The following is an 11,631-nucleotide window of genomic DNA, read 5'->3' on the forward strand; positions in this document are numbered from 1 at the left end:
TTGACCGGGGTACCCAGTACGCCGCGGCCTCTCAGTTCAGCTATCACCGTCTCGGAGTACTGGATCGCCCGGTCGAGCCGGGCGATGACACCGACTTTGTGGCTTAGCTCACTTCCAAACCGACTTGTCGGCGTCCCAGCGCTGGCCCTTCAGCTCCCTGGTGAGCGCATCGACCGAGCCGTCGTCGTCGGGCTGGTCGCCTTCCTCGTCGGCTGCCGCCTCGTCGGATAGGTTGAGCTTGGGGCCGGTGCTCTCGTCGGCGGTCGTGGTCGAGGGGCTGCCGATCCAGACGATCAGCTTGTCGGTTGCTCCTGGCTTGTCGGCGGAGACGAGGCCCGCAACCTCGATCGTGTCGGTGAGCTCGAGCGCCGGGAAATCCTGGTTGGGCCGCTTGAAGACGAGCTTGAACTTGCCGGTGGCGGGGCTGAAGCTCTGCGAGACCGGCTTGGCCGCGAGCGTCTTGCTCAGTACGCCGGCAATCGCGGTGGCAAGCTTGTCACGGTTGATCTTGTCGCCGTCGCGCCAATCGGCGGCTCCGATGCGGATGGTGCGATCCATCTCCACGAGCCCCGCGGTCCAGCCGGCCGCGGTGACGCCCGGCATCGCCTTGAATTTCGCGAGCAGCGCCGCCGCGTGCTCAGGATCGACCGACATGTTGATGGTCTGCTCGCCGGCGCGCAGCGCGTCGCAGCCGACGGAGAGACTTGCCAGCGTCACCTCGACGTCCTGGCCCTTGAGGCTCTTCAGGAAGTCGGTCGCGGCATCGAGCTTGACCTTGACCGCGATCGCTTCGGGCGAAACTTCGGTGAAATCCTTCGGCTGCGGCGTGATGCCGTCGTCGGTGGTCTGGTTGTCCAAGAATTCCTTCTCGCTGAGATCGGCATTGTCGGGCGAGGTCACCTCGGTCACGGCCTGACCGATGCCGATCTGGCCGCGGAATTCGAACGTGTCGCCGGTCGGCTTGCGGGTGAGCTTGACCGTGACAGGCGCCTTCGCGCCGAGGCTCGTGGTCGTGCCGGTCAGCGTCTGGCCGGAGACCTGGAGATTGACGACGAAGCGGTCCTTGCGGTCGGAATTCTTCGCCACGGGATAGCAGACGTCGAGCACGGCCGCGGTAACCGTCTTGCCCTGCCGCGTCTCCTTCAGGATCACGTCGGCGTTGCCGTCCATCAGCCCGTCGATCGAGGTGAAGTAGCGCGTCTCCACGCCGCCGGGTGCCGCGGCCTTCGGCGACAGCTTCATCTGGGCGGACACGAGCCCTGGCGAAATCACGAGCAGGGACGCCAAAAGAGCCGTCGGGCAAAACAGAAGCGCGCGCATTGACGAAATCCTCGAACGAATGGAATCGGGCGCCACCGTAGTGGCTTTTGGCCCCCGGTTGAATCGGAAAGCACGGTCCACGATCGGCAAAAAAGAAGGCCGCCCGGAGGCGGCCTTCGCAACACTGTCAGGTCAGGAGGGGCTTAGAAGCCGCCCATGCCGCCGCCGGCCGGCATGGCGGGCGGGGCGTCCTTCTTCGGGGCTTCGGCGACCATCGCTTCGGTGGTCACCAGCAGGCCGGCCACGGAGGACGCGTCCTGCAGCGCGGTGCGCACGACCTTGGCGGGATCGATGATGCCCTTCTCGATCATGTCGACATAGTCCTCGGTCTGGGCGTCGAAGCCGAACGTCTCGGACTTGTTCTCCAGGATCTTGCCGACCACGATCGAGCCTTCCACGCCCGCATTCTCCGAGATCTGACGGATCGGGGCTTCCAGCGCCTTCAGCACGATGTTGATGCCGGCCTGGACGTCGGCATTGGCGTTGGTGAGACGGCCGACGGCCTTCTTGGCGCGCAGCAGGGTCACGCCGCCGCCGGGGACGATGCCTTCCTGCACCGCGGCGCGGGTGGCGTTGAGCGCGTCCTCGACGCGGTCCTTCTTCTCCTTGACCTCGATCTCGGTCGCGCCGCCGACGCGGATCACCGCGACGCCGCCCGCGAGCTTGGCCAGGCGCTCCTGGAGCTTCTCGCGGTCGTAGTCCGACGTGGTCTCCTCGATCTGGGCCTTGATCTGGCCGACGCGGGCCTCGATGTCGGGCTTCTTGCCGGCACCGTTGACGATCGTGGTGTTCTCCTTGTCGATCACGACCTTCTTGGCGCGACCCAGCATCTTCGCCGTGACGTTCTCGAGCTTCATGCCGAGGTCTTCGGAGATCAGCTGGCCACCGGTCAGGATCGCGAGATCTTCGAGCATGGCCTTGCGGCGATCACCGAAGCCCGGCGCCTTGACGGCGGCAACCTTGAGGCCGCCACGCAGGCGGTTGACGACCAGGGTGGCGAGAGCTTCGCCCTCGACGTCCTCGGCGATGATGACGAGCGGCTTGCCCGACTGCACCACGGCTTCCAGCACCGGCAGCATGGCCTGCAGTCCGGAGAGCTTCTTTTCGTGCAGGAGGATGTAGGCGTCCTCGAGCTCGGCGGTCATCTTCTCGGGATTGGTGACGAAGTACGGGCTGAGATAACCGCGGTCGAACTTCATGCCCTCGACGATGTCGACTTCGGTGTCGAGCGACTTGTTTTCCTCGACGGTGATGACACCCTCGTTGCCGACCTTCTGCATCGCCTGGGCGATCATCTTGCCGATGGCGGCGTCGCCGTTGGCCGAGATGGTGCCGACCTGGGCGACCTCGGAGGAGGCGGCGACCGGCTTGGCGCGCTTTTCGATGTCCTTGACGACGGCCGCAACCGCGTTGTCGATGCCGCGCTTGAGGTCCATCGGGTTCATGCCGGCGGCAACCGCCTTGGCGCCTTCGCGGACGATGGCCTGGGCCAGCACGGTCGCGGTGGTGGTGCCGTCGCCGGCGAGATCGTTGGTCTTGGAGGCGACCTCACGCACCATCTGCGCGCCCATGTTCTCGAACTTGTCCTCGAGCTCGATCTCCTTGGCGACGGTGACGCCGTCCTTGGTGATGCGGGGCGCGCCGAAGCTCTTCTCGATGACGACGTTGCGGCCCTTGGGGCCGAGCGTCACCTTGACGGCGTTGGCGAGAATGTCGACGCCGCGCAGCATGCGATCGCGCGCGTCTCCGGAAAACTTGACGTCCTTGGCAGCCATGTTCTGCAATCCCTGTTATTTCGTGATGTGTCTTCGCACTCCCGTTCGTCATTGCCGGGCTTGCCCCGGCAATCCATCTCACTTCGAAGAATGATGGATGCCCGGGTCAAGCCCGGGCATGACGATGGGACATTCAGCGGCCGTTCAGGCAGATGGCCTTAGGCCATCACGCCCATGATGTCCGACTCCTTCATGATCAGGAGATCTTCGTTGTCGATCTTGACCTCGGTGCCCGACCACTTGCCGAACAGCACGCGGTCGCCGACCTTGAGGTCGATCGGGATCAGCTTGCCAGCCTCGTCACGGCCGCCGGGGCCGACGGCGACGATTTCGCCCTGGGACGGCTTTTCCTTGGCGGTGTCGGGGATGATGATGCCGCCCTTGGTCTTTTCCTCGGCGTCGATACGTTTGACCACGACACGGTCATGCAGCGGACGAAATTTGGACTTAGCCATGACGTTTCCCTTTGGAGGCTCGCTTCTCTGAAAGCAGCGGAGGTGGGTGGGGGCGGCGCCGCCGTTCCCCCTCCCGAGGGTCGCACGGCGCGCTTAGCAATCGGGCTTTCCGAGTGCTAATAGTGCGCCACGGAAATATGGCTTGGCCGCGATCCTGTCAAGCAAAGGTGGTTAAGCGATTGGTGAGGCGGATATAGGATGGTGGCAACAGAAACTGGTTCGGAGCGCGGGCGTATAGTAGGACGTCATTGCTCCGGCAGCGGTTTTACGCTTGGCTGCGGGGAGGGGCGCGGCCATAGGCTTGCTCGGGGGAATGCCATGATCAGTTCAGCTCACGCGCGCACGGTTGCCAATCTGGCGGCGGCCTCTTGTCTTGCGCTGCTGCTCGGTGCCTGCGGCGGCGGCATGAGCCTGCCGTCCTTCTCGTCGTCCCAGCCGGCGCCCGAGGTTGAGCCCGGCACCGCGCCGGAAATGCCGGCCTCCATCCGCGCCGACGAGATCGTCGGCCGTTGGGGCCTCGCCTCGTTCCAGAACCCGGCCGACCGCGCCCGCACCGAAGCGGCCGCGCGGGCCCAGTGCAAAAATCCCTACGTGATCGGCGCCGGGTCCTCCGGCGGCGTGATCATGCATCTCGCCGATCAGGCGACGCCCCAGGAGCTGCGGCTCAAGGGCTCGCCGAGCGGCAAGAACTATATCGGCCCCCCCGGCCCGACGCCGGGCGAGCAGGACCGCGAGGTCGTCTCCTTCGACGGTCGCGTCATGATCACCCGCTTCGTCGACAAGGACGCCGCCACCCGCTACGGCAACATGGTCTACGTTCGCTGCGCGCCGCGGGCGTAGTTTTCTTTCCGTCATTCCGGGGCGGTCCGCAGGACCGAACCCGGAATCTCGAGATTCCGGGTTCACGCTTCGCGTGCCCCGGAATGACAATGTGAGACAGAATCAAGAACAAAAAACGCCGGCTCTCGCCGGCGTTTTTTATTTCGGTGTGTCGCGTTCGCTCAGTCGAACAGCGCGTCGATGTCGTCCTGCGAGGCGTGACCGACGTCGCCGGCGAGCTTCGGACCGTTGAGGAGCTTTTCGTCCTCGCTGCGGGTGTCGACCGGCACCGGCGCGTGGGACTTGATGGCGTCGACGCCGCCCCAGATGTCCATCATCGAATTGATGTGCTGCTCGATGAATTTCATCGTGTTCATGACCTTGCTGATGCGCTGGCCGGTCAGGTCCTGGAAGTTGCAGGCTTCGAAGATCGAGATGACGCGTTCCTGGATGTCGTCGGCGAGCCGCTTCTGCTGGTCGGCCGACTGCACCTTGGACATGGCGCTCGCGGCCTGGTCGATCGATTCGGCCGCTTCGAGAATTTGCTGGGTTGCCTGCTCGGTACCGCCGACCACCGCGCCGAGCTCGCCATTGACCTTGGCCATTTCGCCGCCGTCGAAGCTCTTGCCGTGCAGGGTCGCGATCTCGCGCTTGGTGCGGTCGATGGCGTCATGGATGAGGTCGAGCTCGACCTTCAGCTTCTCGCATTGCTCGATCTGGGCGCGGTAGGTGTCCAGCAACGCGCGCGTCTCCGCGACTTCCTGCGCCACGACGCCTTCGCTCGGCGGCAGCGCGGCCTGACCGCTTCGGGCCATCTGTGCGCGGATCGCGCGCAGCTCTGCCATGATCTCGGTATGCATCGGGCCCGACTCTTCGGTTACGTCCAGAACTGGCATCTCGCCACCGGCGATATCCTCGACACGAAAACGCTTGCGGTGAACAGCCATCAGGATACTCCCCCACCTCACTCACGCGTCTTTGTAGGCAGAAGCAATTTAACACGAGGTTCACGTCCGGAACGTCGTGCGGCCGCGTGCGACGGCGTGCAAACGCGCGATTAACCATGAGGCTTTGCGCTTCATCGAAAATAAACGCTGATCGCCAAATTGCACCGCCGTTCGCGACGTGGTGAATCGAAACGGCCGCTGCGTTTACCAAACGAAACGGAGTTTGCTCTTTATTGACCACGTCGAGGACGCCAACAGCCAGCGCGTTCGGCGGCGAATGCAACGAGACGAAACAGTACAGAGTACGTCGATGTTCAAGAAAATGTCTGTCGCGCTGCTCGGCAGCGCATGCGCCTTCATTGTCGGCGCACCCAGCGCGAGCGCCTTCGACAACAGCGTGCCGAACGATCCGCCTGCGGTGCTCTACCAGCGGCAGGTCGCGCCGGCGCCGGTGCGCGTCGCCTCCAATTCCAACATGGGCGGCGGCTTCATCGAGTTCCTGTTCGGCGATGGTCCCGGCCGCGGTCCGGCCTATGCGCCGGAGCAGCCGATCTATCAGCAGCAGCCGGCCTATGCCGATCCGCGCCGGATGCCGCCGATGGGCGAGCCGCAGATGCAGGGTGGATATCAGCAAGGCGCAAGCTACCAGCAGGAAGCGATTGATCCGCGGCAGCGTCCGTTCGATCCGAAGTTCGAGAAGCAGCTGGTCGACTATAGCGGCAAGGAAAGCGCCGGCACCATCGTGGTCGATTCCAACAACAAGTTCCTCTACCTCGTCGAGGGCAATGGCCGCGCGCTGCGCTACGGCATCGGCGTCGGCCGCGAAGGCTTCACCTGGACTGGCGTGAAGTCGATCACGGCCAAGCGCGAATGGCCGGATTGGACGCCGCCGGCCGAGATGATCGCCCGCCGTCCCGATTTGCCGAGGCACATGGAAGGCGGCCCGGAAAATCCGCTCGGCGCGCGTGCGATGTATCTCGGCTCGACGCTCTATCGCATTCACGGCTCCAACGAGCCCTGGACCATCGGCACCAACGTCTCCTCCGGCTGCATCCGCATGCGCAACGAGGACGTCATCGACCTCTATGGCCGCGTCAATGTCGGCACCAGGGTCGTGGTGATGTGAGCGCCGACCTTCCAATAAAAACGGCCGCCTTATCGGCGGCCGTTCTTGTTTGGCGCTATCGCGCAGCCTTACGCATAGTCGCTGCCGCCGTCGTCACCGCCGCCGAAATCGCTGTCGTCGGCCATGTCCGTATTGCCGTTGTCGTTGTTGTCGTAGCCCGGATCGTCGTTGTCGCGATCGTTCGAGGCCTGGTCGAAGAAGCCCTGACGAGACTCCCGGTTCGATCCGATGTCATCGAGGCCGGCATCGCGCGCAAGCGAGCCGCCGGACTGGTCGCCGCCCCAGGGACCGCCACCGCCGCGTTCCTCGATGATGGTGGTGTCGCCAAAAGCCTGATGCGATCCGCCGCCCATCATGCCGCGAATGCTGGAGAGCAGCAGGGAGCCGCCGACCACGCCGGCCGCGGCTGCCGCCGCGGTGCCGAGGAACGAACCGCCACCACCGGCCGGCGGGGCGCCGTAACCTTGTCCATATCCCTGGCCTTGCCCGTAAGCCTGTCCATAGGGCGGCTGGCCGTAGCCCGGCTGGGCCTGCTGCATCGCCTGGCCGCTGTTCCAGACCGGCCGCTGCTCGCGCGGCGGCACGTTCGGAACCGAGCCGCGCGACGGGCTCGAGCCGAACAGCGTGTCGCGCATCGTATCCAGGAAGCCGCCGGACTGGGGCTGCTCCGGCGCATGGGCCGCTTCCAGCTCCTGGATGCGGTGATGCGCGCGCCTGAGCGCCTCGTCCTGCAGCAGCGTGGTCTGCACCAGCGCATAGACCGCGCCCGGCGCCTTGCGTAAGCCGTCCGAAATCGCGGCGATCGCGTCGGGATCGCGCGGTGCATTTTCCAGTTTCGAAAGCCGGTCGAAAAGCTCGTCGACGAGCTGGCGTTCCTGCGGCGTCATGGTCGATCTCCCTCGCGCGAAACAAGCGCAAGCGGGATGTAGGGTTCCATTGTGGCCCCAACAGGCCGCCGGATTAAATTTCGGTATGCGACAAATGGGCCCGTGGCTTGGCTTTCGCCGCGTTCATCCCAATGTCACATGATTGGCCGCGAGCAGCTGCGCGAAGGCGTCGCTGGCGAGATAGCCATGCTCGCGCTCCCGGACCTCCGTCATCGGGTCGAGACCGGTGAGGATCTCGTCGACGAAGCCCGGATGGCACATCACGAGGCCGCCCTCGGGAAGACCCTCGAGGAATTGCCGCATCAGCGCGCCGAAATCAGCCGCCCGCGTGAAGTCATAGGCCCCCGCAAAGGCAGGGTTGAATGCGAGACCGGCGCGCCCCGCACGCTTGCGGAATTGCGCGCTGAGAATGTCGAGCACCATCGCCTTGGGAGACGCCAGCCGTTGCGCCAGCGGCAAATCCCGCCCGCCCTGGCGCACCCACGCCTTCGGCGCGATCTCCCCGACGGCCTCGACAAAGCCGTCACGCACTTGCGGAAACAACTGCACATGCTGATGGCCGTCGACGAAGTCGGGCGCGCGGCCGAAGGCTTCGGCAAAGGCCGCAAGCTGCGCCCGCACCTCATTGCGAAAAAATTCGCTGTCGAGCCGCCGCATCAATCCGGCGCGCAGCAGCTTTGGAAAGGCCATGAACATGTCGCCCTCGAGCGGACGGAAATGCATGGTGAGCGGCCGGAATGGCGCCGACAGCGTCACATGCAAACCGATCGCGCAGCGCGGCCTTGCCTTCGCTGCGGCCTGAAGCGCCTCGACCTCGCCCGGCTCGATCGCGGGACCTACCATCATCACCGATGTCGCATTGAGGCGGCCGCGTTCGATCAGGTCGCGGATCGCGCGGTTGACGCCCGGGCTGATGCCGTAATCGTCGGCGCAGAGCCAGATCCGCCGCGGCGCTGCCGCAGCCGCGCTCATTCGGCCGCCGTCCTGTTCGGCGCGTCCTGGCTCGAAGCGTCCCTCGAAGCGTCCCTCGAAGCGTCCTGGGCCTTGGCGGCCTCGAAGTGCTTTTCGCTGTGCTCGGCGACGAAGTAGATCGGACGCGCTTTCAGCTCGGACAGGATCTTGCCGATATATTCGCCGACGATGCCGATCATGATGAGCTGCACGCCGCCGATCGTCATCAGGCCGACCACCAGCGAGGGATAGCCGGGCACCTGCTTGCCCGTGGTGAACACCTCCCACAGGATCGAGAGCCCGAACAGGAAGGCGATGCCGGCGAGCAGCACGCCGAGCAGGCTGGCAAGGCGCAGAGGCGCGACCGAGAACGACGTGACGCCCTCGATCGACAGGCCGAGCAGGCGCGCGGCGCTGAACGTCGTCACGCCGTGGACGCGCTCTGCTGGCTCATAGTCGACGCGGATCTGACGGAAGCCGATCCAGCTTGCCAGTCCCTTGAAGAAGCGGTTGCGCTCCGGCAGCTGCCTGAGCGCCGCGACCGCGCGGGGCGACAGCAAGCGGAAGTCGCCGGCGTCTTCCGGGATTTTCTGGCGGGCGCCCCAATTGATCAGCGTGTAGAAGCCGCGCCCGGCGAGCCGGCGCAGGAAAGGTTCGTTGTCGCGGTGCGCCTTTGCGGTATAGACGACGTCATAGCCGTCCTCGATCCAGTGCCGCACCAGTTGCTCGACCAGATCGGGCGGATGCTGGCCGTCGCCGTCCATGAACATGACCGCGCCGAGGCGGGCATGGTCGAGGCCGGCCATCAGCGCCGCCTCCTTGCCGAAATTGCGCGACAGCGAGACGACCTGGACGTCGACCGCATCAGCCGGCAACGAGCGCGCGACCGAAAGTGTCGCATCCGCGCTGCCGTCGTCGACATAAACGACCTCGCAGGCAAGGCTGTAGCGTTGCCGCAGGGTCTTGGCGATGTCGCAGATGCGCTGGTGCAGGACGGCAAGGCCCGCCGCCTCGTTGTAGACGGGAACGACAATCGACAGCCCTTTCGCAGCCGCGGTCGCTGCGGTGGTGGTCAGGCCGGAAACGTCAGAGCCCAGCGTCATTGATCGGGGTTCCTGAGGGCGTTCGAGATCATCTCAACAGCATATGATAGCTGAGGCTTGCTGTCGCTACGCTGAACGGAGCAGCTCGTCACCTTTGGGCTCACTGCCGCAGGAACGCTTCGAGCTTGGCGAACAGCGGGTTCTCCCGGTCGAACACGTAGTCGAGCGAAACCACCGAGACGGTCTCGGCGCCATGTTCGCGCAGGAAGCTCGCGAGCGCATAGATTTGCCCGGGCGGGCAGTGCAGCGTGAGCATTCCCGACGATGTCGGTCCGCCGAACGGAGCCACGACGCCGAAACGGCTGTCAGCTTCGCCGAGCAGGGCCGCGTCGCATTGCCGGAAGCGGGTCCGGACCTCACGGTACTTGTTGGCCCGCGCCCGTGCCGCGATGTGGTCGAGGATGACGCGCGCGGTCTCGCGGGCCTGCGGCGACCAGTCGGCGTCCTTCGAGGCGACCAAATTGGCCTGGCTGCGCAGGATCACGCCGTCGTCGAGCACCCGCAAGCCGTTGGCGGCGAGCGTCGCGCCTGTCGTGGTGATGTCGACGATCAACTCGGCGCTGCCGGCCGCCGGCGCGCCTTCGGTCGCGCCCGCGCTTTCGACGATGCGGTAATCGGCGATGCCCTGCTGCGAGAAGAACGCGCGGGTGAGGTTGATGAACTTGGTCGCGACCCGCATCCGCATGTGATGCTGCTCGCGGAAACCGGTGGCGACGTCGTCGAGATCCGCCATGGTGCGCACGTCGATCCACGCCTGCGGCACCGCGACCACGACGTCGGCATAACCGAAGCCGAGCCCGTCGATCAGCGACACGCGCGTCTCCGCATCGGCGATATTCTCGCGCACCAGGTCCTCGCCGGTGACGCCGAAATGCGCGAGGCCGCGGGACAGCCGCGATGCGATCTCGCTCGCCGAGAGATAGGCGACCTCGACATTGTCGAGGCCCGCGATGGTGCCGCGATAGTCGCGGGCGCCGCCGGCCTTGGACAGCTTGAGCCCGGCGCGGGCGAAGAAGGCCTCGGTGTTTTCCTGCAGGCGGCCCTTGGAGGGAACGGCCAGAACGAATGGCGCGCTCATGACTTAAGCTCCCACCTTGCGGCCGATCCTGGTCAGCGCATCCACCCAGACCGAAAAGCCGACGGCCGGAATGGGGGTCCGCGATCCGAGCTGGGTCATCAGTCCATCATAGCGGCCACCTGCAACCAGCGGCTCGGCGCCGTTGCCCCTGTGATGCAGCTCGAACTCAAAGCCGGTGTAATAGTCGAGCCCACGCCCGAAAGCGGTCGAGAAGCGCGCGGTCTTCACGTCGATGCCGCGCGCGGCCATGAAGCCGACGCGGCTCTCGAGCTGGTCGATCGCACCTGCGAGGTCGAGCTTGGCGTCGGCGGTGAGCGCGCGCAGCGCGGCGACGGCCTCGTCAGGATTCCCTGAGATTGACAGGAAGCGCTTCAGCACGGTGATCGCCTCGCGCGGCAACGCGCCGCCCTTCAGCGTCGATTGCTCGAGGAAGCGGTCGGCGATCTCGGCCGTGGTACGGCCGCCGACATTGGTGGTGCCGGCGATCGACATCAGATCGGTGACGAAGGCCAGCGCCGCCTTGCGGTCGGAGCCGGCGAGCGCGGCCAGCACGCCCTCATATTCGCTGCGGGTCGCGGTGGTCTCGGCTGCCAGCCGCTCCAGATCCTGCTCGAGGCTGATCTTGCGGTTGAAGTCCTTGACCAGGCGGCGGCGCCAGACCGGATAAAGGTTGAGCGCGTCGAGCAGAGCGTTGAACAGCGCGACGTCGCCGGTCCGGATCTCGACGTCGCGCACGCCGAAGGCGGCGGTCGCCTCCAGTGCCAGCGCCAGCGTCTCGGCATCGGCGGCGGCGCTGTCCTGGCGGCCGAACGACTCGATCCCGGCCTGGAGGAATTCACTGCTGTGGCCGCTGCGATAGCGGAACACGGGACCCAGATAGCTGAACCCGGCCGGCTGGCCGGCGCGGCTGGAGGCGAGGTAGTCGCGCGCCACCGGGATCGTCAGGTCGGGGCGCAGGCAAAGCTCCTCGCCCGACGGGTCCGTGGTCAGATAGAGGCTTTTGCGGATATCCTCGCCGGACAGGTCGAGGAATGGCTCGGCCGGTTGCAGGATGGCGGGCTCGGCCCTGACGTAGCCGGCCTGCGCAAACGACAACAGCAGCGTATCCGCCCAGGCGGCGGAGCCGGCAGCATTTGAGGTGGCAGTCGCGGTCATCTCTGGGGTCCATGG

Annotated in this window: 11 protein-coding genes; 2 read left to right on the forward strand and 9 right to left on the reverse strand. The window is 65.7% G+C overall.

What is annotated here, in order from left to right; all coding sequences use genetic code 11:
- Positions 1-108 precede the first annotated feature (108 nt).
- The 3 genes from BM222_RS18290 to BM222_RS18300 all read right to left on the reverse strand — a co-directional run bounded on the left by BM222_RS18290 (position 109) and on the right by BM222_RS18300 (position 3,550).
- A complete protein-coding gene (locus tag BM222_RS18290; RefSeq protein ID WP_177243300.1) occupies positions 109-1,320 on the reverse strand; it encodes a hypothetical protein in 1,212 nt (403 codons plus the stop codon).
- Between the two features lie 143 nt (positions 1,321-1,463).
- Positions 1,464-3,095 carry a chaperonin GroEL gene (gene groL, locus BM222_RS18295; RefSeq protein WP_092229975.1) on the reverse strand — a complete coding sequence of 544 codons (1,632 nt, stop codon included), beginning with the start codon at positions 3,093-3,095 and terminating at the stop codon, positions 1,464-1,466.
- A gap of 158 nt (positions 3,096-3,253) precedes the next feature.
- Complete coding sequence (locus BM222_RS18300) at positions 3,254-3,550, reverse strand: co-chaperone GroES (RefSeq protein WP_092229977.1); 297 nt, start codon at positions 3,548-3,550, stop codon at positions 3,254-3,256.
- Between the two features lie 318 nt (positions 3,551-3,868).
- Here BM222_RS18300 and BM222_RS18305 point away from each other — a divergent pair, with 318 nt between their 5' ends.
- Entirely contained in the window at positions 3,869-4,390 is a 522-nt protein-coding gene (locus BM222_RS18305; RefSeq protein ID WP_092229979.1) for a hypothetical protein, read from the forward strand.
- A gap of 161 nt (positions 4,391-4,551) precedes the next feature.
- On the opposite strand, the gene BM222_RS18310 is transcribed toward BM222_RS18305, so the two are convergent.
- A complete protein-coding gene (locus BM222_RS18310; protein ID WP_177243301.1) occupies positions 4,552-5,316 on the reverse strand; it encodes a protein phosphatase CheZ in 765 nt (254 codons plus the stop codon).
- A 310-nt stretch (positions 5,317-5,626) separates the two neighbouring features.
- On the opposite strand from BM222_RS18310, the gene BM222_RS18315 reads away from it, so the two are divergent.
- Positions 5,627-6,442 (forward strand): L,D-transpeptidase, encoded by an 816-nt coding sequence (locus BM222_RS18315; RefSeq protein WP_177243302.1) that lies wholly within the window; start codon positions 5,627-5,629, stop codon positions 6,440-6,442.
- Positions 6,443-6,510: 68 nt separating this feature from the next.
- Here BM222_RS18315 and BM222_RS18320 read toward each other — a convergent pair whose 3' ends face one another.
- The 5 genes from BM222_RS18320 to BM222_RS18340 form a co-directional block, all read right to left on the reverse strand.
- The gene (locus BM222_RS18320; protein WP_092229985.1) at positions 6,511-7,329 is read right to left on the reverse strand and encodes a DUF2076 domain-containing protein; all 819 of its coding nucleotides are present in this window, start codon (positions 7,327-7,329) and stop codon (positions 6,511-6,513) included.
- Positions 7,330-7,452: 123 nt separating this feature from the next.
- On the reverse strand, positions 7,453-8,301 hold the full coding sequence (locus BM222_RS18325) for a ChbG/HpnK family deacetylase (RefSeq protein WP_092229987.1): 849 nt from the start codon (positions 8,299-8,301) through the stop codon (positions 7,453-7,455).
- On the reverse strand, positions 8,298-9,383 hold the full coding sequence (locus BM222_RS18330) for a glycosyltransferase family 2 protein (protein WP_092229989.1): 1,086 nt from the start codon (positions 9,381-9,383) through the stop codon (positions 8,298-8,300). The genes BM222_RS18325 and BM222_RS18330 overlap by 4 nt, the downstream gene beginning before the upstream one ends.
- 100 nt (positions 9,384-9,483) lie before the next feature.
- A complete protein-coding gene (gene hisG, locus BM222_RS18335; RefSeq protein ID WP_092229992.1) occupies positions 9,484-10,461 on the reverse strand; it encodes an ATP phosphoribosyltransferase in 978 nt (325 codons plus the stop codon).
- Between the two features lie 3 nt (positions 10,462-10,464).
- A complete protein-coding gene (locus BM222_RS18340; protein WP_092229994.1) occupies positions 10,465-11,616 on the reverse strand; it encodes an ATP phosphoribosyltransferase regulatory subunit in 1,152 nt (383 codons plus the stop codon).
- Positions 11,617-11,631 lie beyond the last annotated feature (15 nt).

The sequence above is a fragment of the Bradyrhizobium sp. Gha genome (genome assembly GCF_900113735.1).
Lineage (GTDB): Bacteria > Pseudomonadota > Alphaproteobacteria > Rhizobiales > Xanthobacteraceae > Bradyrhizobium.